This window comes from Micromonospora fluostatini (assembly GCF_050410825.1).
Taxonomy (GTDB): Bacteria; Actinomycetota; Actinomycetes; order Mycobacteriales; family Micromonosporaceae; genus Micromonospora; species Micromonospora rosaria.
Genome location: NZ_CP191251.1, coordinates 7,036,755 through 7,062,417 on the forward strand (window position 1 = coordinate 7,036,755; position 25,663 = coordinate 7,062,417).

At 75.9% G+C, this 25,663-nt stretch carries 18 protein-coding genes; 9 read left to right on the forward strand and 9 right to left on the reverse strand.

Annotated features, from left to right (window positions below; translation table 11 throughout):
- Positions 1 to 133: 133 nt before the first annotated feature.
- On the forward strand, positions 134 to 1,033 hold the full coding sequence (locus ACQUFX_RS31520) for a Gfo/Idh/MocA family protein (protein ID WP_428963768.1): 900 nt from the start codon (positions 134 to 136) through the stop codon (positions 1,031 to 1,033).
- 17 nt (positions 1,034 to 1,050) lie between these two features.
- Here ACQUFX_RS31520 and ACQUFX_RS31525 read toward each other — a convergent pair whose 3' ends face one another.
- Positions 1,051 to 1,242 (reverse strand): DUF2795 domain-containing protein, encoded by a 192-nt coding sequence (locus ACQUFX_RS31525; RefSeq protein ID WP_428963769.1) that lies wholly within the window; start codon positions 1,240 to 1,242, stop codon positions 1,051 to 1,053.
- Positions 1,243 to 1,311: 69 nt separating this feature from the next.
- Between ACQUFX_RS31525 and ACQUFX_RS31530 the strand changes: the two genes are divergently transcribed.
- Complete coding sequence (locus ACQUFX_RS31530) at positions 1,312 to 2,568, forward strand: erythromycin esterase family protein (RefSeq protein WP_428963770.1); 1,257 nt, start codon at positions 1,312 to 1,314, stop codon at positions 2,566 to 2,568.
- Positions 2,569 to 2,677: 109 nt separating this feature from the next.
- On the opposite strand, the gene ACQUFX_RS31535 is transcribed toward ACQUFX_RS31530, so the two are convergent.
- The 5 genes from ACQUFX_RS31535 to ACQUFX_RS31555 all read right to left on the reverse strand — a co-directional run bounded on the left by ACQUFX_RS31535 (position 2,678) and on the right by ACQUFX_RS31555 (position 8,696).
- Entirely contained in the window at positions 2,678 to 4,873 is a 2,196-nt protein-coding gene (locus tag ACQUFX_RS31535) for an MMPL family transporter (protein ID WP_428963771.1), read from the reverse strand.
- Positions 4,874 to 4,950: 77 nt separating this feature from the next.
- Positions 4,951 to 5,493, reverse strand: coding sequence for a TetR/AcrR family transcriptional regulator (locus tag ACQUFX_RS31540; protein WP_428963772.1), 543 nt, complete (start codon positions 5,491 to 5,493; stop codon positions 4,951 to 4,953).
- A 137-nt stretch (positions 5,494 to 5,630) separates the two neighbouring features.
- Entirely contained in the window at positions 5,631 to 6,866 is a 1,236-nt protein-coding gene (locus ACQUFX_RS31545) for a multidrug effflux MFS transporter (protein ID WP_428967138.1), read from the reverse strand.
- Between the two features lie 115 nt (positions 6,867 to 6,981).
- Positions 6,982 to 7,884: a TauD/TfdA dioxygenase family protein gene (locus ACQUFX_RS31550; RefSeq protein ID WP_428963773.1), complete on the reverse strand. Its 903-nt coding sequence runs from the start codon at positions 7,882 to 7,884 to the stop codon at positions 6,982 to 6,984.
- Positions 7,885 to 7,955: 71 nt separating this feature from the next.
- Positions 7,956 to 8,696 (reverse strand): SDR family oxidoreductase, encoded by a 741-nt coding sequence (locus ACQUFX_RS31555; RefSeq protein WP_428963774.1) that lies wholly within the window; start codon positions 8,694 to 8,696, stop codon positions 7,956 to 7,958.
- Between the two features lie 325 nt (positions 8,697 to 9,021).
- On the opposite strand from ACQUFX_RS31555, the gene galE reads away from it, so the two are divergent.
- The 3 genes from galE to ACQUFX_RS31570 all read left to right on the forward strand — a co-directional run bounded on the left by galE (position 9,022) and on the right by ACQUFX_RS31570 (position 12,198).
- Positions 9,022 to 10,044 carry a UDP-glucose 4-epimerase GalE gene (gene galE / locus ACQUFX_RS31560; protein ID WP_428963775.1) on the forward strand — a complete coding sequence of 341 codons (1,023 nt, stop codon included), beginning with the start codon at positions 9,022 to 9,024 and terminating at the stop codon, positions 10,042 to 10,044.
- Positions 10,045 to 10,112: 68 nt separating this feature from the next.
- Positions 10,113 to 11,363 (forward strand): FAD-binding protein, encoded by a 1,251-nt coding sequence (locus ACQUFX_RS31565; protein WP_428963776.1) that lies wholly within the window; start codon positions 10,113 to 10,115, stop codon positions 11,361 to 11,363.
- 40 nt (positions 11,364 to 11,403) lie between these two features.
- The gene (locus tag ACQUFX_RS31570; RefSeq protein ID WP_428963777.1) at positions 11,404 to 12,198 is read left to right on the forward strand and encodes an LLM class F420-dependent oxidoreductase; all 795 of its coding nucleotides are present in this window, start codon (positions 11,404 to 11,406) and stop codon (positions 12,196 to 12,198) included.
- A gap of 96 nt (positions 12,199 to 12,294) precedes the next feature.
- On the opposite strand, the gene ACQUFX_RS31575 is transcribed toward ACQUFX_RS31570, so the two are convergent.
- Positions 12,295 to 13,521 (reverse strand): cytochrome P450, encoded by a 1,227-nt coding sequence (locus tag ACQUFX_RS31575; protein WP_428963778.1) that lies wholly within the window; start codon positions 13,519 to 13,521, stop codon positions 12,295 to 12,297.
- Positions 13,518 to 16,607: an amino acid adenylation domain-containing protein gene (locus tag ACQUFX_RS31580; protein WP_428963779.1), complete on the reverse strand. Its 3,090-nt coding sequence runs from the start codon at positions 16,605 to 16,607 to the stop codon at positions 13,518 to 13,520. Before ACQUFX_RS31580 ends, ACQUFX_RS31575 begins: the two co-directional genes overlap by 4 nt.
- A 181-nt stretch (positions 16,608 to 16,788) precedes the next feature.
- On the opposite strand from ACQUFX_RS31580, the gene ACQUFX_RS31585 reads away from it, so the two are divergent.
- The 4 genes from ACQUFX_RS31585 to ACQUFX_RS31600 all read left to right on the forward strand — a co-directional run bounded on the left by ACQUFX_RS31585 (position 16,789) and on the right by ACQUFX_RS31600 (position 23,842).
- Entirely contained in the window at positions 16,789 to 19,815 is a 3,027-nt protein-coding gene (locus ACQUFX_RS31585; RefSeq protein ID WP_428963780.1) for a type I polyketide synthase, read from the forward strand.
- A 201-nt stretch (positions 19,816 to 20,016) separates the two neighbouring features.
- Complete coding sequence (locus ACQUFX_RS31590) at positions 20,017 to 22,083, forward strand: non-ribosomal peptide synthetase (RefSeq protein WP_428963781.1); 2,067 nt, start codon at positions 20,017 to 20,019, stop codon at positions 22,081 to 22,083.
- The gene (locus ACQUFX_RS31595) at positions 22,083 to 22,808 is read left to right on the forward strand and encodes a thioesterase II family protein (protein WP_428963782.1); all 726 of its coding nucleotides are present in this window, start codon (positions 22,083 to 22,085) and stop codon (positions 22,806 to 22,808) included. The genes ACQUFX_RS31590 and ACQUFX_RS31595 overlap by 1 nt, the downstream gene beginning before the upstream one ends.
- Positions 22,805 to 23,842 carry an alpha/beta hydrolase gene (locus ACQUFX_RS31600; protein WP_428963783.1) on the forward strand — a complete coding sequence of 346 codons (1,038 nt, stop codon included), beginning with the start codon at positions 22,805 to 22,807 and terminating at the stop codon, positions 23,840 to 23,842. Before ACQUFX_RS31595 ends, ACQUFX_RS31600 begins: the two co-directional genes overlap by 4 nt.
- Positions 23,843 to 24,019: 177 nt before the next feature.
- Here the strand turns inward: ACQUFX_RS31600 and ACQUFX_RS31605 are convergent, their stop codons facing one another.
- Positions 24,020 to 25,309: a helix-turn-helix domain-containing protein gene (locus tag ACQUFX_RS31605; protein WP_428963784.1), complete on the reverse strand. Its 1,290-nt coding sequence runs from the start codon at positions 25,307 to 25,309 to the stop codon at positions 24,020 to 24,022.
- Between the last annotated feature and the right edge of the window lie 354 nt (positions 25,310 to 25,663).

Sequence of the window (25,663 nt, forward strand, 5' to 3'; positions counted from 1 at the left end):
CGGCCTCCGGGTGTCGGGGGTGCCGGCCTTCGGGGGGACTGTGTCGGCCCGCCGCCCCGCCGGCCGGGTCCGGGCACTAGCGTGGAGCGCGACCGCCGCGTCCGGTGGCGGACCACGACACCAGGGGGTACCCGTGCTGCGGTTCGGCGTGTTCGGCACCGGCCACTGGGCGGCGAAGACCCACGCCGCCGCGCTCGACGCGCACCCCCGCGCCGAACTCGCCGGGGTCTGGGGCCGCGACCCGGAGAAGGCCGCCGCGCTCGCCGACCGGCACGGGGTGCCGGCCTACCCCGACGCCGACGCGCTGATCGAGGCGGTCGACGCGGTCTCGGTCGCGCTGCCGCCGGACGTCCAGGCCGACATCGCCTACCGGGCCGCCACCGCCGGCCGGCACCTGCTGCTGGACAAGCCCCTCGCGTTGACGCTGGCCGACGCCGACCGGGTGGTGGCCGCCGCCGGGCAGTCGGGGGTCGCCTCGGTGGTCTTCTTCACCGGCCGGTTCCACCCGGACGTCGCCGCCTTCCTCGCCTCGACCGCCGCCGCCGGTGGCTGGCACACCGCCCACGCGGTCCGGTACGGGTCGATCCTGCAGCCCGGCAGCCCCTACCAGAACTCCGCCTGGCGGCACCAGCACGGCGCGCTCTGGGACGTCGGCCCGCACGCCCTGTCGATCCTGCTGCCGGTGCTCGGCCGGGTGACCCGGGTGGCCGCGATGGACGGGACGCGGGGCGTGGTGAACCTGCTGCTCACCCACGACGGGGGCGCGACCAGCACGGTGTCGCTCACCCTGGAGGCCCCGCCCGACGCGATCGGCAGGGACACCGTGTTCTACGGCGAGAACGGCGTGGAGACCGCCCCGCCGGGCGACGGCAGCTCGCTGACCGCGTTCGGGGTGGCGATCGACCAGTTGCTGGAGGAGATCGACGCGGGGACCCGCGACCACCGCTGCGACGTCCGGTTCGGCCGTGAGGTGGTCGCCGTGCTCACCGCCGCCGAGACCGCCCGCGCCACCGGCCGGACCGTCGACGCCTGACCCGGCCGGCCACCCCGTCAGGTGCGGGTGGCGAGGGCGTCGGCGAGGTCGGCGGGGGAGTCGAAGCTCTCCGCCGGCAACGCCTGGAGGAGTTGCAACAGCGGGGTGCTGGCCCCGTTCTCCTGGCCCCAGCGGACCAGGTCCGCCCGGGAGACCGGGTAGTCGAGCCCGGCCAGGTACTCCTGCAACTGGGCCCCGGTGACGGTCATGGGTGCCGGGTACCCGCTCCGCCGCGTCGCACACCGGTTTGCCGCCGTGGGCGCCGGGTAGCCGCGACCATGCTGGTACAGCGGCTCGGCGTGCCGAGCGACTTCGACCCGTTGCTGGCGCGGGCCCGGGACGCCCGGGTGGTCATGATCGGCGAGGCCACGCACGGCAGCCACGACTACTACCGGCTGCGGGAGCAGCTCACCCGGCGGCTGATCGCCGAGTGCGGCTTCTCCTTCGTGGCGGTGGAGGGGGACTGGCCGGACTGCGACCGGGTGCACCGCTCGGTGGTCGGCGCCGCCGGGGGCGCGGCGGACCCGCGTACCGCGTTGGAGCGGTTCGAGCGCTGGCCGACCTGGATGTGGGCGAACGCCGAGGTGGCGCGCTTCTGCCGGTGGCTGCGGGCGTGGAACCTGGAGCGACCCGAGGCGGGCCGGGCCGGCTTCCACGGGCTCGACGTGTACAGCCTCTGGGAGTCGATGCAGGCGATCTTCGACTACCTGGGCGAGGAGGATCCGGACTCGCTGGAGGCGGCCCAGGAGGCGTACCGGTGCTTCGAGCCGTACGGCAAGCGGGTCGAGGAGTACGGCCTGGCCAGCCGGTTCGTCTCGGCCCGGTGCGAGGAGGAGGTGGTGCGGCTGCTCGCCCGTACCCGGGAACACGCCTCCTCGGACGGCCCGGACAGCTTCTCCGCCTGGCAGAACGCGGAGGTGGTGGCCGGCGCGGAGCGCTACTACCGGGCGATGGTCGGCGGTGGGCCGCAGTCGTGGAACGTGCGGGACGTGCACATGGCCGACACCCTGGACCGGCTGCTGGACCGGTACGGCCCGGACGCCCGGGGCGTGGTGTGGGCGCACAACACCCACGTCGGGGACGCGCGGGCCACCGACATGGCCGCCGACGGGATGGTCAACCTGGGGCAGCTCGCCCGGGAACGGCACGGGGCCGGCGCGGTCTGCCTGGTCGGGCTGGGCGCGTACCGGGGAACGGTGGTCGCCGCGCCCCGGTGGGGGTCGGCCGCCGAGACGATGGTGGTGCCACCGGCCCGGCCGGGCTCGGTGGAGCACCGGATGCACGAGCTGCTGCCGGAGCGGGCGGTGCTGGTCTTCGGCGGCCCGGACCAGCCGGGCTGGGTGACCGACACCGTGGACCACCGGGCGATCGGGGTGGTCTACGACCCGAGCTTCGAGTCCTGGGGCAACTACGTGCCGACCCGGCTGGCGCAGCGGTACGACGGGTTCATCTGGTGCGACGAGGCCGTCGCGCTGCACCCGCTGCCCGCCCTGGTCGCCCCCGGCGAGCTGGAGACCTGGCCGGCCGGGGTGTGAGGGGGCGGCAGCCGCCGGGTCCGAGCTGACCCGGGACGCGGCCGAGGCGGACGTGGCGCGGCCCCCGTCACCACGGGGGTGACGGGGGCCGCTCGGGCCGGTGTCGCGGTTACGCCCGGACGGGGGTGTGCTCGTCGAGCTGGGCGCGCAGCTTCTCGCCCTCGATGTCGACGTTCGGCGTGATCCGGTCCAGCCAGCGCGGCAGCCACCAGGCCTTCTTGCCGAGCAGGGACATCACCGCCGGGACGATGGTCATCCGGACCACGAAGGCGTCGATCGCCACGCCGATGGCGAGGGCGAAGCCGATCGACTTGATCACCGGGTCCTCCAGGAAGAAGACGAAGCCCCCGAAGACCGCGATCATGATCAGGGCGGCGGCGGTGACCACCCGGGCGCCGTGCCCCATGCCGTTGATGGTGGCCTGCTGGGCGGTGTCCCCGTGGACGAAGTCCTCCCGCATCCGGGAGACCAGGAAGACCTCGTAGTCCATGGCCAGACCGAACAGGATGCCGATGAGCAGGATCGGTAGGAAGCTGATCAGCGGGCCGGGGGTGTCCAGCCCGACCAGCCCGGCCAGCGTGCCCTCCTGAAACACCGCCACCGTGATGCCGAAGGTCGCCGCCACGGTGAGCAGGAAGCCCAGCGCCGCCTTCACCGGGACCAGGATCGACCGGAACACCAGCATCAGCAGCAGGATCGACAGGCCGACCACGAGCACCAGGTAGACCGGCATGGCGTCGGCGAGCTTCTCGGAGACGTCGATGCCGACGGCGGTGACCCCGGTGAGCAGCACGTCGACCTGGTTGACGTCGGCCACCGCGGCGCGGATGTCGTGGACCAGGTCCTCGGTGGCCGGGTCGGTCGGCCCGGCCTGCGGGATGACCGCCAGCAGGGCGGTGTTCCCGCTCGGGCTGAACTGGGCCGGAGCCACCGCGATCACCCCGCCGGTGCCCTGGATCGCCTGGCTGACCTGCGGGATCGACGCCTGGACGGCCTGCGGCTGGTCACCGGTGACGACCACCGCGAGCCGACCGGTGAAGCCCGGTCCGAAGCCCTCCCGGATCAGGTCGTTGTTCGCCCGGGCCGGCGAGTCGACCGGTGCGGTCCGGTCGTCCGGCAGGGCCAGGCGCATGTCCTGGGCCGGCAGCGCGAGCGCCCCCAGGCCGATCAGCCCGACCAGGATCACCGGGATGCGCAGCCGGGTGATCCAGTGCGCCCACCGGAAACCGAAGGTGGTGCGGTCCTCGGCCGGGACCGCCCGCGCCGGGTCGCCGGCCTGGCCGGCGACGGCGGCCCGCTGCTTGCGGGAGAGCACCCGGTGGCCGGCGAAGCCCAGCAGGGCGGGCTGGAGGGTGATCGCGACCAGCACGGCCACCGTGACGGTGCCCGCCGCGGCCAGGCCCATCGCGCTGAGGAACGGGATCCCGACGACGGAGAGCCCGGCCAGGGCGATGACCACGGTGGCCCCGGCGAAGACCACGGCCGAGCCGGCGGTGCCGACCGCCCGACCGACCGCCTCGTCCGGTTCCAGCCCTTCGAGGAGGTTCTGCCGGTGCCGGGAGGTGATGAACAGCGAGTAGTCGATGCCGACCGCCAGGCCCAGCATCAGCGCCAGGATCGGGGTGACGTCGGTCATCTCGAAGACGTTGCTCAGGGCGTACAGGCCGGCCATGCCGACGCCGACGCCGATCAGGGCGTTGAGCATGGTCATCCCGGCGGCGACCAGGGAACCGAAGGTGATCACCAGGACGACGGCGGCCACCAGGACGCCGAGCGCCTCGGTGGAGCCGACCTCCGGTACGGCGGCGAGCACCTCACCGCCGGGGGCGACCTCCCAGCCCTGCGCCTCGGCCGCCGCGCCGACCTTGCCGTACGCCTCGCGCTGCTCGTCGGTGATGCTGTCCGCCCGGTCGGCGAACTGCACCTGCACCAAACCGTACCGGCCGTCGGGGGAGACGGCGCCCGCCTGGAGGGGGTTCACCGCCGCGACCACCCCGGGCACCTGGGACGCCTCGTCGACCAGGCCCTGCACCACCGCCTGCCCCTCCGGGCTGGCCAGTCCGCCCTCCCCCGGGGCCTTGACCGCGATGGTGCCGGTGGCGCCGCTGGCGGCCGGGAACTGCTCGGCGAGCAGGTCGATCGCGCGCTGCGACTCGGTGCCGGGCATCGAGAGGTTGCTCGACATGGGGCCGCGCAGCGTCGCCGCGGCGAGGCCGAGGCCGACGAGTACGACGAGCCAGACGGCGACGACGAGTCGCCGACGGCGCAACGATGCCCGGCCGAGCCGGTACAACAGGGTCGCCATGGAGATCCTTGTCCTCGGGGTTGGTTGGGTCGGTCGTTCGGTCCGGTGACCGGTCGGGGCCGGTCCACCGGAGGCGGTCAGTCGGGTGGTTCGACGGCCCGGCCGAGAACCGCCAGCAGGGCGGGGCGTAGTTCCTCGTCCGGCAGGTCGCCGAACTCCGGGCAGGCGTGGGCGATCCCGGCCAGCGCGACCAGCGCGGCGACCCGGGCGGCCGGCCGCGGTGAGCCGGCGAGCGCCTCGATCAGCCGGTCGGTGCCCTGGCGGACGTGGGTGAACTCGGGGTGGTGCAGCAGCTCGGGCAGGTCCCCCCGGAGCAGCGCGATCTCCCGGCGGAACCGCACCGCGAGGTCGACGAAGCCCTCGACGGCGGCCCGCTGGGCCCCGGCCCCGGTCAACCCGTCGAATCGCGTGACCATCGCGTGGAACGCCGCGATCGCGGGCGCCATCAGCTCCCCGAGGAGCGCCTCCTTGCTGGCGAAGTGGTAGAGCACCGCCGCCTTGGAGCAGCCCACCTCGCGGGCGATGTCCTGCAACGACGTGCCCTTGTACCCGGACACGGCGAACCGCCGCGCCGCCGCGGCGAGAATCTCGTCGTGGGTCTCCGGTACCGCCCGTGCCATCCGGCCACCTCCCGGCGACCAGGATGCCTGACCGATCGGTCAGACCCTGACCGATCGGTCAGAATCGTGGCGTAGGACACACCGACTTGCCCGGATTGGTACCGCCGACGGGAGTCGGGTACGACGGTCGGCGCGGCTCAGGCGGCCGGGGCGGGCCGGGGTCGGACCAGGTACAGCAGGACGGCGGCGGCGACGAAGAAGACGCTCATCGAGGCCGCCATCGGCAGCAGCGAGTCGTACCCGAAGACGCCGGTCAGCGGGGTGACCAGGGCCCCGGTGAGGAAGCTCAGGCCGCCCTGGAGCGCGGCGGCGGTGCCGGCGGAGCGGCGGCCGGCCTCCTGGGCGAGCGCCGTCGTGGCCGGCATGGTGAAGCCCATCCCGCCCACCACGACGCAGAGCAGGGCCCACGGTACGGCCAGCGGCACCGTCGCCGGGTCGGCCAGCGCGGCGCCCAGCAGGCCCAGCGCGGCCACGGTCGAGGCGACCACCCCGACGGTCCGCAGCCGGACCGCCCCGACCCGCAGCACCAGCAGCCGGAACAGCAGCCCGGCCCCGGCCATCGCGGCGGCGTTGGTGGCGAACACGACGGTGTACGTCGACGGACTGACGTCGAAGGCGGACTGGAGGACGAAGGACGAGCCGCCGATGTAGATGAAGAACCCGCCGGTGGCCAGGCAGACCAGCACCACGTGCCGCATGAACGCCCAGTCCCGGGCCAGGTCGGCCATCCGCGCGCCGGTCTGGCGCAGCCCGGCGGGCTGCCGGCGGTGCGGGGGCAGGGTCTCCCGGATGCCGAGCAGCACCGCGACGAACATCGCCACGCCGAGCCCGGCGAGGGCGGCGAAGACGGTACGCCAGGTGCCGTGGGCCAGGATCAGGCCGCCGACGGCCGGGGCGACGACCGGGCTGAGGAAGGTGATCGACGAGATCAGGCCGAAGGTGGCGGCGGCCCGGTCGCCCCGGTGCGTGTCGGTCACCGTGGCCCGGGCCAGCGCCACCCCGCCGCCCGCCACGACGCCCTGGAGCAGCCGGGCCGTCACCAGCACCGGGCCGTTCGGGGCGACGGCGCAGACCACGGAGAGGAGGGCGAACAGCGCGCAGCCGACCAGCAGCAGCCGCCGTCGCCCCCACGCGTCGCTGAGCGGGCCGAGCAGGAGCTGCCCGGCGGCCAGCCCGACGATGAACGCGGTGAGGGTGAGCTGGGCGACGGTGGCGCTGGTGGACAGCGAGCGTTGCAGTTCCGGCAGGGCGGCGATGTAGGTGTCCGTGGCGAACGGGCCGACCCCGAGCAGGAACACCAGGGCCACCAGCGAGGGGGCCCGGACGGGCGACGGCGGGCCGGCCGGGTCGGGCCGGACGGCGGACTGCTGCATCGTGCTCACGGGGGACCTCACACTCCGGGGCGGGCCGGGCGGGGACGGACGGACGCCGGTGGCGCGGGCGACGGCACGGCGGGTGCCCTCGCCCGCGCCGGGACGTCCGGCGTGGTCAGTGGTCGGGGCCCGAGTACCGGGACATGTCGCCGCGCAGCACGACGGCGGGCCGGCCGTCCACCCCGACCGGCACGTCACCGGAGACGGTGACCCGTTCGCAGCGGCGGTGCGCGGTGCCGTAGTCGTAGATGGCGTAGTGCTGGGTGGCCCGGTTGTCCCAGATCGCCAGGTCGCCGACGCGCCAGCGCCAGCGTACCGTGTGTTCCGGCCTGGTCACGTAGTCCTGGAGGGCACGCAGCACGTCCCGGGAGGCCTGCGGGCTGAGGCCGCTGATCCGGGTGGCGAAGCCGCCGAGGACCAGGGCGCGTTCCCCGGTCTCCGGGTGCACCCGGACCGCCGGGTGCTCGGTCTCGAAGATGGTGGAGACGTAGTCGAGCTTGTCGCGGACCACGGTGGCGTCGGTGTAGTCGGAGTCGTTGCTGTGCACCACCCGCAGCCGGTCGGCCAGGTCGCGCAGCTCGGTGGGGAGGGCGTGGTACGCGGCGACCGCGTTGGCCCACATGGTGTCCCCGCCCACCGGCGGGATGACCACGGCGTGCAGCAGGGCGAGGGCCGGGGGCCGGTCGACGAAGGTCAGGTCGGTGTGCCAGTGGTTGGCCCGGGTGCCCTGGGCCGAGTCGATCTCCCGCAGGTACGGCTTCTCCTGCGGCGGCGCGAAGATCGGGTGCCCCTTGGTCAGCTCGCCGAAGCGCTGGGCGAACTCCACCTGCCGGGCGTAGTCGAGGCGCTGGTCGCGCAGGAACACCACCTTGTGCTCCAGCAGCGCCGCCCGGATCCGGGCGATCACGTCGTCGCCGAGCGGGCCGGCGGCGTCCACCCCGGTGATCTCGGCGCCGATCGCGCCGGCCAGCCGGGTCACGCCGATCTCCGTCTGCGGCGGGGCGTACGAGTCGAGCATGTCGGTCTCCTCTCTGGGGGCGGGCGGCGGGGCCGGCCGGTCCACGCGCGCACCGGCCGGCGGACCCGCCGCTACCACGGGACGGGGCCCTGGTCGTCGAAGAAGCCGCCGGTCGGCCCGTCGGCCGGCAGGGTGGCGAGGTCGACGATGATCCGCGCGCCGTCGTGCACGCTGCGGGTGCCCCGGAACGCGTTCATGTCGGTGGCGGTGTACCCGGGCGTCGCCGAATTGATCTTCACGTGGGCGTGCTCCGGGTCGTCCCGGAACGCCCGCGCGTACTGGATGGTCAGCATGTTCAGCGCCGCCTTGGCGGCGGTGTACGCCATCCGGACGCCGGCGTCGCCGGGCAGGTCGGCGCCGTCGGCGGTGAGGGCGAGCGAGGCGGTCGTACTGGACACGTTGACGATGCGCGGCGCGGGGGAGCGGGCCAGCAGGGGCAGCAGCGCGTGCGTCACGGTGACCACGCCGAAGACGTTGACCTCGAAGATCTCCCGCATGGTCGGCGCGGTGGTCGCCACGGCGGTCGCCGGCCGGAACGCGCCCGCGTTGTTGACCAGGATGTCCAGCCGGCCGAGCCCGTCGGTGAGCTGCCGGGCGACCGCGGCCACGCTCGCCGGGTCGGTGACGTCCAGCGGTACCGGCACCACGTGGGCGCCCTCGGTGGCCAGTTCGGCGGCGACCGCCGCCCCGCGCCCCGGGTCACGGCTGCCGAGCAGCACGGTCACTCCCTTGTGCGCGAGTTGGCGGGCGGTCTCCCGACCCAGCCCCCGGTTTCCGCCGGTCACCAGCGCGACCTCGCCCGATCCGGTCACCACGCCTCCCTCGCCGATCCGCCCGGTCCGTGGGACGTGCCCGGTGACGCCGGGACGTCCGCTCTCTTCACCCTCGCACAGGGTTGTCTGAGTTGCCAATCGACGCGGCGATGGTTGGCAAATTTTGGCAAGAGTTGGCACACTGGGTGGGCCGCGCGCCGGGCGGGGCCCGTCCGGACGAGCCGGGCGACCGCGCCCGGCCGAGACCGTGGCCGAGCCGCCCGGACGCCTCCGTGGCGGAACCCGAGCCGGAAGGCGTACCCATGACACTGCTGCACCGACCCTGTGCCCGGCCCCGCACCGACACCGCCCACCGGGAGCCCCGGTGAGCTGGCTGGTCGTCGGCGGCGCCGGGTACATCGGCTCCCACGTCGTCCGCCGGCTGCGGGCCGACGGGCGCGACGTGGTGGTGCTCGACGACCTCTCCACCGGCGTCCGCGAGCGGATCCCGGCCGGCGTCCCGCTCGTCGTCTCCGGGCTCGACCGGGCCACCATCGCGGCGACCCTGCGCCGGTACGCCGTGACCGGCGTGGTCAACCTCGCCGCGCGCAAGTCCGCCCCCGAGTCCGTCGCCCAGCCGCTCTGGTACTACGAGCAGAACGTCGAGGGGATGCGGGCCCTGCTGGAGGCGGCGGTCGACGTCGACGTCCGGCAGGTGGTGCTTTCCTCCAGCGCCGCCGTGTACGGCCGCCCGCCGGGCGCCCGGGTCACCGAGGAGACCCCCACCGAGCCGATCAACCCGTACGGCGAGACGAAGCTGATGTGCGAGTGGATGCTCCGCGCGGCCGGGGTCGCGCACGGCGTCTCCTGGATCGCCCTGCGGTACTTCAACATCGTCGGTTCCACCGACCCGGTCTGCGCCGACACCAGCGGGGACAGCCTCTTCCCCCGGGTCTTCCAGCGGCTGGCCACCGGCCGGCCGGCGGTGGTCACCGGCCGCGACTTCCCGACCCGGGACGGCACCGGGGTCCGGGACTACGTGCACGTCGCCGACGTCGCCGACGCGCACGCGGCGGCCATCGCCCGACTGGAGTCCGGCCGGTGCGCGGACGTCTACAACGTCGGCACCGGCAGCGGGTACTCGGTGCTGGAGGTGCTGGCGGCGGTGCGCGAGGTGACCGGCCTGCCGGTCGAGGTGGAGGTGGTGCCGCCCCGCCCCGGCGACCCGCCCGAGGTGGTCGCCGCCGTCGACAAGATCGGCCGGGAGATGTCCTGGCAGGCCCGCAACGACCTGTACGACATGGTCCGCAGCACCTGGCAGGCGTGGCGGCCGATGGTCGGCGCGCCGACCCGCCCGGCCCGGCGCCGGCGCAGCCCGGCCCCCGGCCGTCGCCAGCGCGTCCGCTGACCGGTCGCCACGTGTGCCGCCCCGCCCCCGTCGCCGGCCGCCCGCCGGCCCGACCGATCGGAGTCGTCATGTCCGAGCCCCGCGCCCGCAACTGGGGCGGCAACGTCACCTTCGCCGCGGCCCGGCTGCACCGGCCCCGGACCCTCGACGAGCTGCGCCGGATCGTCGCGGCCAGCCGGCGGATCCGGGCGCTGGGCAGCGGTCACTCGTTCAGCGCCGTCGCGGACACCACCGGCGACCTGGTCCGCCTCGACCGGCTGCCGCACACGGTGGACGTCGACCCGGGCACCTCGACGGTCACCGTCGCCGCCGGGGCCACCTACGCCGAGGTCGCCACCCGGCTCCAGGCGGCCGGGTACGCCCTGGCGAACCTCGCCTCCCTGCCGCACATCTCGGTCGCCGGCTCGGTCGCCACCGGCACCCACGGCTCCGGGGAGACGCTGCCCTGCCTGGCCGCCCAGGTCCGGGCGGTACGGCTGGTCGGCCCGGAGGGCGACCTGGTCGACCTGGACCGGGACGCCGACCCGGACACCTTCCCGGGCGCGGTGGTCGCCCTCGGCGCGCTCGGCGTGGTGACCCGGCTGACCCTCGACGTGGAGCCGACCTACCGGCTCGCCCAGCACGTCCGGGTCGGGGTACCGCTCGACGAGGTGGCCGGGCGGCTCGACGACGTCTTCGGCGCGGCGTACAGCGTCAGCGTCTTCACCCACTGGATCGACGGGGAGGCGGTGGTCTGGCTCAAGCGGCGGACCGACCGGCCGGTGGCGGACTGGGCCGGCGGCCGGGCGGCGACCGTACCGCTGCACCCGGTGCCGGAGCTGCCGGCCGACAACTGCACCGAACAGCTCGACCTGCCGGGGCCGTGGCACGAGCGGCTGCCGCACTTCCGGCCGGACTACGTCCCCGGCTCCGGGCGCGAACTCCAGTCGGAGTACTACCTGCCCCGGCACCGGGCCACGGAGGCGATCGAGGCGCTGCGCCGGCTCGCGCCGGTGCTCGACCCGGTGCTCCAGATCTCCGAACTGCGCGCGGTACGCGGCGACGACCTGTGGCTCAGCCCCGCGTACCGGCGCGACAGCGTGACCGTCCACTTCACCTGGGCCGACGACCCGGTGGCGGTGCCGCCGGTGATCCGGGCCGTGGAGGAACTGCTGCTGCCGCTGGGCGCCCGCCCGCACTGGGGCAAGCTCGGCGCCGCCGACCCGGCGCGGATCGCCGCCGGGTACGAACGCGCCGAGGACTTCCGGAAGCTGGCCGCGAGCCTCGACCCGGCCGGCAGGTTCCGCAACGCCCACCTCGACGCCCTCTTCCCCGCCTGACCCCGGGCCGCCCCCTGCCGCCGTCGACGAGGAGACGACCGTGACCACCACCAGACCACTTCGTGTCGCCCTGCAACTCCAGCCCCAGCACGCCGAGTACGCCCGGATCCGCGAGACCGTGGCGCGGGCCGAGGAGCTGGGCGTGGACGTGCTCTTCACCTGGGACCACTTCTTCCCGCTCGACGGCGACCCCGCCGGGCGGCACTTCGAGTGCTGGACGATGCTGGCCGCCTGGGCCGAGGCCACCTCCCGGATGGAGCTGGGCCCGCTGGTCTCCTGCACCGGCTACCGCAACCCCGACCTGCTCGCCGACATGGCCCGGACCGTCGACCACGTCAGCGGCGGCCGGGTGATCCTCGGCCTCGGCTCCGGCTGGTACGACCGGGACTTCACCGAATACGGCTACGAGCTGACCACGCCCGCGCGACGCCTCGACGAGCTGACCCGCGCGCTGCCCCGGATCGAGGCGCGGCTGGCCGCGCTGAACCCGCCGCCGGTACGGCGGATGCCGGTGCTCATCGGCGGCAGCGGGGAACGCCGGACCCTGCGGCTGGTCGCCCGGCACGCCGACATCTGGCACTCCTTCGGCGACCCGGACACCCTGCGGCACAAGGCGGACGTGCTGCGTGAGCACTGCGCGGCGGTGGGCCGCGACCCGGCCGAGATCGAGATCTCCGGCAGCGTCGGCGGCGGCCCCTCCCCGGCAGGCGAGCCCGACGACCTCGGGCCGAAGCTGCGCGACCTCGGCGTCACCCTGTTCACCCTCGGCGTCGACGGCCCCGACTACGACCTCACCCTGCTGCGCCGCTGGCTCGCCTGGCGCGACGCCCAGTGACCCCGACCGGCGGAGTCCGCCGGTCGGGGCGGTGGCGGTTTCCCGACGCGCTCCCCGGCGTGTCGGGAAACCGCCACCGCTCACCGGTGGTGCCGGTCAGCGGGGGGTGATGTGCAGGGGGAGGTGTTCCGGGCCGGCGACCGCGATGGAGCGGACCCGGTGCACCGGGCCGGCCGGCTCGATCCGGCCGGCGGTGTCCAGCAGTTCGGTCAGCAGGATCCGGAGCTGGGTACGGGCGAGCGTGCCGCCGATGCAGACGTGCTCGCCGATGCCGAGGGCGAGGTGCCGGTTGGGGCTGCGCCCCACGTCGAACCGGTACGGGTCGGCGAAGACGGTCTCGTCCCGGTTGGCCGACGGTACCCAGAGCACCACCCGGTCCCCGGCGGCGATCCGCTGGCCGGCGACCTCGCAGTCCCGGGTGGCGGTGCGCATGCTGTGCGTGGCGCTGGACGTCCAGCGCAGGATCTCCTCGATCGCGCCGGGCAGCAGGTCCCGGTCGGCGCGCAGCCGCTCCCACTGGTCCGGGTGGGTCAGGAAGGCCTGCATCCCACCGGCGACGGCGAGCCGCCCGTTCTCCGTCGCGCCGATGATGTTCTCGCAGTTGAGCAGGATCTCCTCCTCGGTGAGGAGGTCGTCGCCGAGGGTCCCGCCGGCCATCATGCTGACCAGGTCGTCGGTCGGCTCGGCGATCCGCCGCTCCATCAGGTCGATGAAGTACCGCATCAGCTCGTGGTGCGCGGCCAGCGAGACGCCCGCCTCGAACGCCTCGTTGGTCCAGCGGAACAGGTTCTCGTGGTCGCGTTCCGGCACCCCCATGATGGTGCCGATGACGTGCATGGAGAGCCGGCCCGCCACGTCGTGCACGAAGTCGCAGCGCCCCTGCTCGTACGCGCGGGCGAGCACGTCGCGGACGCAGGTGCGGACCGTGCCCTCCAGCGAGCGCACCGCCCGGGTGGTGAACCAGTCCGCGACCACCGCGCGCAACTGCCTGTGCCGGGGCGGGTCGGTCAGCGCGAGGGTCATCCCGCCGCCCGGGTCCTCGCCGAGCGCCACCGGGCGCAGCAGCACCCCGTGCCGGGAGCTGAACGTCTCCGGGTCGCGGTAGACGGCGCGGACGTCGGCGTACCGGCTGAGCGACCAGAACGCGGGCAGCTCTCCGGCCGGGTGCCGGTGCACCGGGGCGTGCCGGCGCAGCCACCGCCAGATGCCGTGCGGGTCGCCGTGCGCGTGCAGGTCCGCGTCGACGAGCAACTCCGGACGCGGGTCCTCGGCCGGCGCGGCGGCCGGTGACGGAACCGGCCGGCCGGGAACGGTGACGATCATCGGAAGCCTCCCGGGGAGCCGGTGTGCAGCCGTTCCTCGAACCGTTTGGCCAGCTCGCGGGCGCACGAGCCGGCGACCGCGTCGCGCCGGTACCAGACGGTCAGCCGCAACCCGCCGTCCGCCTCGGGCCACAGCTCGGTGTGCAGCTCCAGCGGCAGGTCCAGGTACGGCTGGCGGACGAAGGTGGCCTCCGCCCCGTCGAGCGCCAGCGTGGGCGGGGCGTTGTCCTGGAGCGCGAAGAGGGTCTGGAACAGCGGCGGGCGGTGCCCGCCCGGCAGGTCGGCCATCCGCAGCAGGTCCTGCAACGGCACGTCCTGGGCGGCGAACGCGGCGCCGAACGCCTCGCCGACGGCCCGGGTGGCGGCCGGCCCGTCGTCGAGGGCCGCCCCGCGCAGCCGGACGCAGAGCATGGTGAGGTGGCAGCCGACGGCGAGCTCCGAGCCGGCGCCGTGCCGCTGGGCGACCGGCACGCCGACCGCGAGGTCCCGTTCCCCGGTGACCTCGGCCAGGGCCGCGCCGTGGTGGCGCAGCAGCACGACGAAGCGGCTCACCCCGGCGGCCCGCGCCTGCGCGTCGACCCCGGCCACCACCGCCGGGGACAACGGCACCTCGATCAGTCCGGGCTCGCCGCCGTCGGCCGGGCCCGGGTACCCCGGCCAGCGGATCGCCGGCACCCCGGCCAGTTCGGCGCGACGCCGTTCCCGGTGCGTGTCCAGCCCGCTGTCGGCGAGCCGGGCCAGGTGGTCGCGGTGGGTCCGGGCCAGCGACGGCGGCGCGGGCGTGTCCGGTGCCGCGGTGCCCCGCCGGGCGGCGTTGTACGCCGCCGCGAGGTCCCGCGCGAGGACCGCCTCGGACCAGCCGTCGAAGGCGATGTGGTGCACGACCACGCCGAGCACGGTCACCGGCCCGGCCGGTACGACCGCGACCCGCCACACGTCGGCCTCACCGATCAGCAGTTCGGTGCCGAACAGGGTGCGCAGGGCACCGACCGCCGCCGCGACCGACGGCTGCGCGGGCAGCGCCTCCACCGGTGGCGGGGCCAGGTCGACGACCTGGGCGACGGGCCGGGGGTCGGCCAGGTACGCGGCGCGCAGTGCCTCGTGCCGGGCGTGCACCGCGCCGACCGCCGTCGCCAGCGCCGCCTGGTCCAGGTCGCCCGCCACCACCCAGGTCAGCAGGCAGTGCGAGGTGAGGTCGGTGGGGTCGAGCAGGTGCCGGGTCAGGTACACCAACTGGAGCGGGGTGAGCGGGACGAGGCCGGGATCCGGCTCGGCCCCGGTGCGCTCCGGTGGCGGGGTGTCGTCGAGCCAGCCGGCGAGGGCGGCGACGGTGGGGTGCGCGGCGAGGCGGGCCAGCGGGACGGGGCGGTCCAGCCGGGCGGCGAGCCGGGCGCAGACCCGCCCGGCGTCCAGTGAGGTGCCGCCGAGGGCGGCGAAGGGCACGTCGGCGGGGACGGTGGCCCGTCCGAGGACGGCCGCGACCACCTCGGCGACCACCGCCGTGGTACCCGTGTACCCGCCGCCCCCGGCGGCGGCCCCGGCCCCGGCCTCGGTGGCGGGCTCGGCACGGTACCCGGCCAGCAACGCCCGCTCGTCCAGCTTGCCCTGCGGGGTGACCGGGAACGCCGCGACGGTCAGCACCTCGGCCGGGACCTGGTACCCGGGCAGCGCGGCCCGGAGCACGTCACGCGCGTCGGCGAGCCGGTCGCCCGCGCGCTGCGGCACGCACCAGGCGAGCAGCTTCGGCTCGGCGTCGGCGGGGCGGTCCACCAGCACCCGGCAGGCGCGCACCGGCAGCAGGTCGAGCAGCCGCCGCTCGATCTCGGCCGGCTCGATCCGGTGCCCGCGCAGCTTCACCTGCCGGTCGGCCCGGCCCCGGAAGTGCAGCAGCCCGTCGCTGTCGAGGACGCCCAGGTCACCGGTGCGGTACGCGCGCACGCGCCGGCCGTCGAGGCGCAGCGTGACGAACTTCCCGGCGGTCAGCGCCGGGTCGCCGACGTAGCCCAGGGCCAGCCCGTCGCCGGTCACGCAGATCTCCCCGACCTCGCCGACGGCGCACGGCCGGTCGCCGTCGAGCACGTGCACCCCGGTGCCGGGGACCGGCCGGCCCAGCGGCACGCCGTCGGGGCGCGCGCAGTCCGCCGGGGTGATCCGGTGGGTGGTGGTGAAGACCGTGCTCTCCACCGGGCCGTACCCGTTGAGCAGCAGCACCTCCGGGTGCTGCCGCAGGAAGCGCGCGACGTGGTCGGGGGAGAGGCGTTCCCCGCCGATCATGAGCTGGCGCAGCCCCCGGAACGCGGCCGGGTCCTCGTCGACCACCATGTTGAACAGGCTGCTGGTCAGCCAGGCGGTGGTCACCCCGTGCCGGGTGACGGCCTCCCGCAGCGCCCCCGCCGTCAGGTACGGCTCGGTCACCACGACCGATGTGCCGCCGTGGTAGAGGGCGGCCCAGAGTTCGAGGGAGAAGGCGTCCCACGGCACCGGCGCGGCGAGCGGGACCACGGTCTGCGCGTCGAAGGTGGCGAAGGTGTCGGGAGCGAAGAGGCGGGCGGTGGCCCGGTGCGGGGTGAGCGCGCCCTTGGGCCGGCCGGTGGTGCCGGAGGTGAAGAAGACGCAGGCGGGGGCGTCGCCGTCGACCTGCGCGGGCCGGAAGCCGGGCGGCGGGGTCACCGGGCCGGCCGGCGGGGTCCACACCGGCCGCGCGACCCCGGTCACCGGGGCGGGGGCGACCAGCAGCGGCGCGGCCAGGACGTCGGTGACCTCGGCCAGCCGGGCGGCCGGCCAGGCCGGGTCGAGCAGCGCGTACGCGGCGCCGGTCTTGAGCACCGCGAGCAGCGCGGTGACCAGGTCGGCGCCGCGGGGCAGCAGCACCGGCACCCGGTCGCCCGGCCCGACCCCGGCCGCGACCAGCGCGGCGGCCCAGGCGTCGGCGGTGCGGTCCAGGTCGGCGTAGCTGATCCGGCGGTCACCGGCCACCAGGGCGGTGGCCTCGGGCCGGTGGCGCGCGGTGTGGGCCACGCGCTGGTGCAGGCCCTCGTCGGCCGGCGTGGACGGTGGCCCGGCGGTCCACCTGGGGGCTGGCTGCACGTGTTCCCCTCCCGTCTCGCACGTGTCAGGCATCTCGTCCCATCGGCTCGGGCATCGACACCACGCATCAACATTGCCAAGTGTGCCTCACACGTTGCCAGAGTTTGCCTAATGCGGCAACCTGGAGTGACCGCTGTGCCGAGCGGCGGCCGTACCCCGGACCCGCGTCGAAGGTGAGGACATGAGCCGAGACCGATCACTCGACATCGCCGTCACCGGTGTGCACGCCCGCCTGCCCGGCGTGACCGACCTCGACGACTGGTGGGCCGCCACGCTGGCCGGCCGGGTGCTCACCACCCGCCTCGACCGCGCCGACCTGCTCGCCGCCGGGGTGCCGACGGCCCTCGCCGACGACCCGGACTACGTGCCGGCGCGGGGCCACCTCGCCGACGCCGACCGCTTCGACCACACGCTGTTCCGGGTCAGCGCCCGCGACGCCGAGCTGATGGACCCCCAGCACCGGCTGATGCTGGAGACGGCCTGGGCCGCCCTGGAGGACGCCGGCACCGCCGGCCCTGCCGCCGCCGACCGCCCCACCGGCGTGTACGCCTCCGGCAGCGGCAGCGGCTACCTGCGGGCGATGCTCGCCAACGGGCCGCTGGACCCGCTCACCCTCGACCAGGCGCTGCACGGCACCGAACCGGACTTCGTCGCCAGCCTGATCTCGTACAAGCTCGGCCTGACCGGGCCGGCGCTGGGCGTGCAGACCGCCTGCTCCTCGTCGCTGGTCGGGGTGCACCTGGCGGTGCAGGCGCTGCTGGGCGGGGAGTGCGACCAGGCCGTGGTGATCGCCGCCGGCATCGACTTCCCGCAGGCCGGGCACCTGCACGTACCCGGCGGGATCCAGTCCGTCTCCGGGAACTGCCGGCCGTTCGACGCCGCCGCCGACGGGGTGGTGGCCGGCTCCGGGGTGGTCGCCGTGGTGCTCCGCCGCCTCGCCGACGCCCTCGACGACGGCCCCGAGCCCTACGGCGTCCTGCTCGGCACGGCGGTCAACAACGACGGCGCGGCGAAGGCCGGCTACTACGCGCCCTCGGTGACCGGTCAGGAGGCGGTGATCCGGGCCGCCCTCGCCAGCGCCGACGTCGGCGGGGAGAGCATCGGCTACCTGGAGGCGCACGCCACCGGCACCCGGGTCGGCGACCCGATCGAGTGGGCCGCCGCCAGCGCCGCCCTCACCGCCGCCGGAGCCCGGCCGGGTCAGGTGGCCGTCGGCGCGCTGAAGGCCGCCATCGGTCACCTCGACTCGGCGTCCGGGCTGGCCGGGCTGGTCCGCGCGCTGCGGGTGGTGCGGGAGGGGGTGGTGCCCCCGGTCGCCGGCTTCACCGCGCTCAACCCGTTGCTGGAGGCCGACAACTCCCCGCTGTACGTGCCCACCGAGGCGGCTGCCTGGTCCGGCCCGCAGCCGCGCCGCGCCGGGGTCAGCTCGTTCGGCATCGGTGGCACCAACGCGCACGTGATCGTCGAGCAGCCGCCGGTGCCGCCGGCCGTACCGCCGCGTCCCGAACGGGAGCGCCTGGTGGTGCTATCCGCCGCCGACGGCGAGGCGCTGACCCGTACCGCCGCGCGGCTCGCCGAACACCTGCACCGGGCCGGGCCGGACCTGGCCGACGTGGCGTACACCCTGGCCGCCGGCCGGGCGGCGCTGCCCGAGCGGCTGGCCGTCACCGGGCGGACCGCCGCCGAGGTGGCCGACCGGCTCACCGGCGGCACCGGGGCGCTGCGGGGCCGCGCGCCGGTCGACGGGCCCGCCCCGGTGGTGTACCTCCTCCCCGGGCAGGGCACCCAGCAGCCGGGCATGGCCGCGCCGCTGGCCGGGGCGCTCCCCGGCTTCGCCGACCACCTCGACGAGTGCCTCGCCGCGTTCGACGCCGACCTGTCCGCCCGGCTGCGCCGGGCGCTCCACGACCCCGACGCCCCCGCCGACGAGCTGGCCGCCACCGCCCTCGCCCAGCCGGCGCTCTTCGCCGTCGGGTACGCCGCCGGCCGGGCGCTGACCGCGCTCGGCGTCGCCCCGGCCGCCCTGGTCGGGCACAGCCTCGGCGAACTCACCGCGGCCTGCCTGGCGGGGACCTTCGGGCTGACCGACGCGGCCCGATTCGTGGCCGCCCGGGGGCGGGCCATGCAGGACTGCCCACCCGGCGCCATGCTCGCCCTCGGCTGCGACCCGGACACCGCCCGCGAGCTGCTCGCCGAGACCGGCGCGGAGCTGGCGGTGGCGACCGTGAACAGCGCCGACGGCTGCACCGTCGCCGGCACCGTCGAGGAGGTACGCCGGTTCGCCGACCGGCTCGGCGACCGGGTGTTCCACCGGGTGCTGCGGACCAGCCACGCCTTCCACAGCGCCCTGGTCGAACCGGCCCTGCCGGCCCTGGACCGTGCCCTCGACGGGGTACGGGCGCAGCCGCCGGCCGTGCCGTACGCCAGCAACCTCGACGGCCGGCTGGTGCAGCCGGGGGAGCCGGTCGACGCGCGGTCGTACGTGGCGCAGGCCCGCCGGCCGGTCCGGTTCGCCGACGCGCTCGCCGACACGCTGGCCACGCTGCCCGGGTGCGTGGCCGTCGAGGTGGGACCGGGCCGGGTGCTGACCGGCCTGGCCGAGGCGGCCGGGCTGCCCGCCGTGCCGCTGTGCCCGCTGCGCACCGACCGCCCCGAGGGGGAGGTACTGGCCGCCCTGGGCACCCTCTGGACCTGGGGGCAGCCCGTCCCCGCAGTGCTGCTCGGCGGGGCCGACGGGCGGCTGGCGCACCTGCCCGGGTACGCCTTCGGTGGTCGCCGGTGGCTGGCCCCGGAGGCGACCCCGCCCGCCGCCCGTGCCGCCACCGACCGTGCCGCCACCGACCGGGCCGGCAGCGATCCTGCCGGCACCGATCCTGCCGGCACCGATCCTGCCGGCACCGAGCATGCCGTCAGGGAGCGTGCCGGGGGCGACCGGCCGCAGCGGTCCGGTGCCGGTGGGCCCGATCCGGCGGTGCTGGTGCCGAAGCTCTGGGCCGAGGTGCTCGGTCACACCGACCTGACCGACGACTCCGACTTCTTCGCCCTCGGCGGGGACTCGCTGCTCATCACGCAGCTCGCCCGCCGCGTCCACGAGGAACTGGGCCTGCGGGTGCCGCTGCGGGAGATGCTCGCCGGCCGCACCCTGGGCCGACAGACCGCCGTGGTGCGCGACGCGCTCCGGCGCGACCGCGCCCGGCCCGAATCCTGACCCTCGGCCCGCCCACCGCCCGACCACAGACCGTCAACCGCCCGACCGCCCGACCGCCGGCCACCCGACCACCGAGAACGCTGACCGCCGACCGACCGCTGACCGCCGGCCACCCGGCCCCGTTCCGCCCCGGGGCGGTCGTGCGGCCCGGTCCGGCAGCCACCGGACGCCGGACCATCCGTGACGACGTGAGGAGATGCCATGCGCTCCACCGACCAGCCGGACACCCTGCGTGCCCCGGCCCTCCCCGACCAGCCGGACACCCTGCGTGCCCCGGCCGTCCCGGAGCATCCGGGCACCCTGCGTGCCCCGGCCGTCCCGGAGCATCCGGGCACCGACCCGATCGCCCTCGGCCGGGGCGAGCCGCTGCCGGAGACCGGCCGGGAGCCGGTGCACGAGGCGGTCGCCCGGTTCGCCGTCGACCGGCCCGACCACCCCGCCCTCCAGGCCCACACCGGCCCGGTGACGTACCGCGACCTGGACGCCTGGGCCGGGCGGATCGCCGCCGACCTCACCGCCGCCGGGGTCGGGCGCGGGGCCCGGGTGGGTGTCCTCACCGAGCCCTGCCCGGCGATGGTCGCCGCCGTCGTCGGCATCCTGCGCTGCGGCGCCGCGTACGTGCCGGTCGACGCGAGCTGGCCGGACCGGCGGATCGCCGACGTGCTGACCGACGCCCGGGTCGACGCCGTGGTCACCGGGGACGACGGGGACGCCGCCCGGCTCGGCGCGCTCACCGTCCCCGTCGTCCCCGCCGGCACGGCCGCACCAGTCGGTACGGCGGCACCAGTGGGCACGGTCGCGGCCGCTGCTGCCGGCGGGCCGGTCCACGGCGACGACGCGGCGTACCTGATCTACACCTCGGGCAGCACCGGCGAGCCCAAGGGCGTCCGGGTCAACCACGCCCACCTCGCCGCCGCCACCCTGGCCCGCCGCCTGGTCTACCCCGGTGCCCCGGTCTTCCTGCTGGTCTCCCCGCTGGCCTTCGACTCGTCGGTGGCCGGGCTGTGGGGCACCCTGACCGCCGGTGGCACCCTGGTCGTCGCCGGCCGCGACGAGGTACGCGACGCGGAGCGCCTGGTCGACCTGATCCGCCGGCACGGCGTCACGCAGACGCTCTGCGTCCCGTCGCTGTACGGGGTCCTGCTCGACGCGGCCGACCGGGCCGGCGACGACGCGCTGGCCACCCTGGAGACCGTGGTGGTCGCCGGTGAGCCGTTGCCGCAGCCCCTCGTCGACCGGCACTTCGCCCGCCCCGGCGCGGTGGCGCTGGTCAACGAGTACGGCCCGACCGAGGCCACCGTCTGGTGCACGTACCACCGGCTGACCGCGCCCGGCCCGGTGTCGATCGGGCGGCCCGTCCCGGGTACCCGGATCTACCTGCTCGACGACGACGGGCGGCCGGTGCCGACGGGTGACGAGGGGGAGATCCACGTCGGCGGGGCGGGGGTCTCCGCCGGCTACGTCGGCCGGCCGGACGCCACCGCGCGGGCCTTCCTCCCCGACCCGTTCGTGGCGGACGGTTCCGCGCTGATGTACCGCACCGGCGACCGGGCCCGCTGGAACCCCGACGGCACCCTGCACTTCGTCGGCCGCCGCGACCACCAGGTCAAGATCCGGGGCCACCGGATCGAGCTGGGCGCGGTCGAGTCGGCGCTGCGCGCCGTGCCGGGGGTACGCGACGCGGTGGTGGTGCCCGACAGCGGGTACGCCACCCTCGTGGGCTTCGTCCAGGCCGACGCCGGCACCGACGCCGAGACGGTACGGCGGGAGCTGGCCGGACGGGTGCCGGGCGCGTGGGTGCCCGGCCGGATCCGCCTGCTGGCGCACTTCCCGCTCACCTTCAGCGGCAAGGTGGACCGGGAGCAGTTGCGCGCCGCCGCCGACGAGCCGGAACCCGGACCGCGACCGGCGGGCCCGGTGGCGACCGGCCCGACCGCCACGACGGCCGTGGCGTCGGCCTGGTCCGAGGTGCTCAAGGTCGGTGAGGTCCCGGCGGACGCGAACTTCTTCGACCTCGGCGGGCACTCGCTGGCCATGTTCCAGCTCCAGGACGCCCTGGAACGGCACACCGGGGTCCGGCCGTCCGTGGTGGCGCTCTTCCAGCACCCCACGGTGCAGGCGCAGGCCGACCTGGTCGGCGGTGGGAGCCCGGCCGGACGGGCCCGCCCCGACCGGTCGCAGGCGGTGGCCCGCCGGGCCCAGGCGGTCGCCCGCCGGACGCAGGCCGTCCGGGCCCGCCGCCAGGCCGCGACCCGGGAGCGTGCCTGATGACCGCCGAGCGTGACCTCTGGCTGCACCGGGCCGTCGAGTGCCCGGACGCGCACCGGCGGCTGATCGCCTTCCCGCACGCGGGCGGCTCCGCCTCGTTCTACCGGGAGTGGGGCCGGCACCTGCCCGGCACCGACGTGCTCGGCGTGCGGTACCCGGGGCGGGCGGAACGGATCGACGAGCCGGCCCCGACCGACCTGGTCCGGCTGGGCGGGCAGATCGCCGCCGCGCTGGCCGGGCTGGACGACCTGCCGCTGGTCCTGTTCGGACACAGTATGGGCGCGGTGGTCGCGCTGGAGACCGCCCGCGCCCTCCAGGCGCGCGGGGTACGGCCGGCGCACCTGGTCGCCTCCGGTTCCCGCGCCGCGCCCCTGCCGCCCCCCGCGCCGGCCGACTCCGACGGCGACGACCTCGCCCTGCGGCTGGCCGCGCTGGGCGGCACCGATCCGGAGATGCTGGCCGACCCGTTCTTCCAGGAGCTGGTCCTGCCCTACATCCGCAGCGACGGCGAGATGTTCCACGGGTACGCGCACCGCACCGGACCGGTGCTGCACTGCCCGATCACCACGATCGTCGGGGACGTCGACGGCGACGCCGACCGCCGGCCGTGGCCGGAGCTGACCGACGCGGGGTTCCGCGAGCACGTCGTCCCGGGGCACCACTTCTACCTCGTCGACCGGCCGCCGTACGGGCTGTTGACCGACCTGGCGGAGGTGGGCCGATGAGCGCACCGACCCGGCCGGCGGCACCCGCACCGGTGCCCCCGGCGACCGACCAGGCAACACCCCCGCCGGTGGACCACGAGCTGGCCGGGCCGCTGGCGCGGATCCTCGCCGGGCTGCCCGGCCCCCTCGGCCCGGACCTGGTCGCCGACCGGCGGGCCAGGACGGCGGCGGGCCGCCTGACCGACGACGAGATCCGCCGCGACGGCGCGTTCGACCTGACGGAACTCACCGTGCCCGGCCCGCCGGGCGCGCCCGACATCCGGCTGCTGGTCTGCCGGCCGACCGGGGTGCGGGGGCCGTACCCGGTCATCTACAACACCCACGGCGGCGGCATGGTCGCCGGGGGCACCCGGACCGTCGAACTCGCCGACGAACTGGACCGCGCGCAGCCGCTCGGCCTGGCCGTGGTGGCGGTGGAGTACCGGCTGGCCCCGGAGCACCCCGACCCCGCGCCGCTGGCCGACTGCTACGCCGGGCTGCTCTGGACCGCCCGCCACGCGGCCGAGCTGGGCCTTGACCCGGAGCGGATCGTGGTCAGCGGGAACAGCGCGGGCGGCTGCCTGGCCGCCGGGTTGGCGCTGCTGGCCCGGGACCGGGGCGGTCCCCGCCTGCTCGGGCAGATGCTCCAGTGCCCGATGCTCGACGACCGCTGCGCCGCCCCGTCCCAGACCCAACTCGCCCACGCCGGGCTCTGGGACGGCACCTCCAACCGGTACGGCTGGACGGCCCTGCTCGGTGCGCGCCGGGGCACCCCCGACGTCTCGCCGTACGCCGCCCCGGCGCGGGCCGAAGACCTCGGTGGCCTGCCGCCGGCCTTCGTCGACGTCGGGTCCGTGGAGGCGCTGCGGGACGAGGCGGTCGACTACGCCACCCGGATCTGGCAGGCCGGCGGCGAGGCGGAACTGCACGTCTGGTCCGGTGCCTTCCACAGCTTCGACGAGTGGGTGCCGGAGGCGGTCGTCTCCCGGACCGCCAAGCGGGCCCGGGAGGACTGGCTGCGCCGCCTGCTGGACCGCAGCGGCCGGCGGCGCTGAGCACCGCCGGTGCGACCGGACCGCTCCGGGCGCAACCCGCTCGACCAGGGCGATCGGTCCCGGGCAGCCAGCCCGGGGCCGATCGTCGGGTGACGACGGACCGGCCCCCGCGCAGCCGGGCGCCAGCCGTGACCGGGCTGCCAGCCGTGGGTGGGCGGGTGAGCGGGGTGGGTGGGGTCAGCGGGTGCGGCCGGACCGACCGCTGCTCCGCCGGGGCGCGGCCGGGGCGGCGGTCGGCGGGTACCCCTGCGCGAGGGTCTCCGCGAGGGTCCGCCAGATCTCGGCGGCCAGCTCGGCGTTGCGCGCGGCCTGGGCCTGCTCGGCGAGCTGCTGGAGGGTTTCGATGCCGCCGGCCCGGTCGCCGTCGAGGACGTGCAGCCGGGCGCAGAGGGCCCGGAACCGGGTCCGGTCGCGGAAGGAGAGCAGCAGCTCCTGCTCCTCGATCCGGGCGCAGATCTCCCGCGCCTCGTCGAGCCGGCCGCACTCGAACGCGAGGTGCGCGCGGAGGGTCAGCAACTGCTGCTGGTGCAGCTCGGTGCCGACCAGGTCGAGGGCGGGTGCCACCTCGTCGAGGTACGCCTGGGCGCGGTCGGTCAGGGGTGGGGTGCTCTGGAGGTACAGCGAGGCGGCGGCGAGCCGTAGCCGGACCCAGAGGGTCAGGTCCTGCCGGCTGTCGAGCCCGGTCAGCGCCTGCTCCAGCACCTCCTGGGCGGTGGCGTGGTCGCCCTGTCGGATGAGGACCGTCGCCGCCGCCCAGAGCCCCTCGACCCGCAGGGTGCCGGGTGCGGCGGCGGTGAGGGCGCAGAGTTCGTCGGCGTGCGCCCGGGCGTCGGCGAGCAGGCCCAGCTCCGCCTCGGCGGAGACGAGGGCGTGCAGGACGCCGGCCCGGTCGGCCACCGACAGGTCGGCGGCGAGCGGGCGGGCCTGCTGGGCGTGCTCCCGGGCGGCGGCGTTGTCGCCGAGCACCCGGGCGCAGCGGGACAGTTGGGTGCGTGCCCGGACCCGCAGCGCCGGGGTGCCGAGCTGGTCGCTGAGCTGGGTCAGCTCGGTGAGCAGGTCGTGCTCCTCCTCGTGCCGGCCCTGCCCGTCGCGGAGCTGGGCCAGCAGCCACAACGCCTGCCAGCGCAGGGCCGCGTCCCACCGGTCGTCGGTGCGCAGCGCGGCGGCGAGGCACTCGCCCAGGTCGTCGTCGGGGGTGGCGGAGATGACCGCGGCGAGGATCTGGGCCAGCGACGAGGTCTGCGCGGCGCCCGGCCCGGCCTCGGCGGGCACCTCGAACTCGGAGGTCGGCACGCCGAGGCGTTCCGCCAGGTGGGCCACGACCCGGCTGGTCGGCCGGCGGGCACCGGACTCCAGCCGGGACAGGTAGCCGGTGGACATTCCGTCGCCGGCGAGCGTGGCCTGCGACAAGCCCTGCTTCACCCGCAGCGCCCGGAGACGTTGACCGAAAGCCGGTTGTTCGAGCATGTCATCCTCTGCGAAACCAGGGGGGGGTGTACCCCTCGCGACTGTGCCGTCGGGCGAGGGCGTCACCCTCGGTCGACGGCCACCGGACACGGTGTCGTCGTGACCACAGTATGACCAACCGGTACCCCTTTTGACAAATCGTGTCATGGCCCCCAGGTGCGCCCGGGGTGCGCGTTCAGGGGTTCGCGGGGCTGGCTCCCGGTCGGCGACCCTGACGGTTCTGGCAAGTCTGGTAACATCGTAGGCACATAGTTGCCAAGATGCTGCCCGCCGGTGACCGTACCCGCGCCGTACCCCGCGCCGACGTGCCCGCAGCGCGGCGCGTCCCCGGCCGCCGCCGGTGGCCGCCCCGGC

Coding starts and splice junctions, on each gene's coding strand:
- ACQUFX_RS31525 (WP_428963769.1), bottom strand. CDS start 1,242: ATGACCGTCACCGGGGCCCAGTTGCAGGAGTACCTGGCCGGGCTCGAC.
- ACQUFX_RS31530 (WP_428963770.1), top strand. CDS start 1,312: ATGCTGGTACAGCGGCTCGGCGTGCCGAGCGACTTCGACCCGTTGCTG.
- ACQUFX_RS31535 (WP_428963771.1), bottom strand. CDS start 4,873: ATGGCGACCCTGTTGTACCGGCTCGGCCGGGCATCGTTGCGCCGTCGG.
- ACQUFX_RS31540 (WP_428963772.1), bottom strand. CDS start 5,493: ATGGCACGGGCGGTACCGGAGACCCACGACGAGATTCTCGCCGCGGCG.
- ACQUFX_RS31545 (WP_428967138.1), bottom strand. CDS start 6,866: ATGCAGCAGTCCGCCGTCCGGCCCGACCCGGCCGGCCCGCCGTCGCCC.
- ACQUFX_RS31550 (WP_428963773.1), bottom strand. CDS start 7,884: ATGCTCGACTCGTACGCCCCGCCGCAGACGGAGATCGGCGTGACCCGG.
- ACQUFX_RS31565 (WP_428963776.1), top strand. CDS start 10,113: ATGTCCGAGCCCCGCGCCCGCAACTGGGGCGGCAACGTCACCTTCGCC.
- ACQUFX_RS31575 (WP_428963778.1), bottom strand. CDS start 13,521: ATGATCGTCACCGTTCCCGGCCGGCCGGTTCCGTCACCGGCCGCCGCG.
- ACQUFX_RS31585 (WP_428963780.1), top strand. CDS start 16,789: ATGAGCCGAGACCGATCACTCGACATCGCCGTCACCGGTGTGCACGCC.
- ACQUFX_RS31590 (WP_428963781.1), top strand. CDS start 20,017: ATGCGCTCCACCGACCAGCCGGACACCCTGCGTGCCCCGGCCCTCCCC.
- ACQUFX_RS31595 (WP_428963782.1), top strand. CDS start 22,083: ATGACCGCCGAGCGTGACCTCTGGCTGCACCGGGCCGTCGAGTGCCCG.
- ACQUFX_RS31600 (WP_428963783.1), top strand. CDS start 22,805: ATGAGCGCACCGACCCGGCCGGCGGCACCCGCACCGGTGCCCCCGGCG.
- ACQUFX_RS31605 (WP_428963784.1), bottom strand. CDS start 25,309: ATGCTCGAACAACCGGCTTTCGGTCAACGTCTCCGGGCGCTGCGGGTG.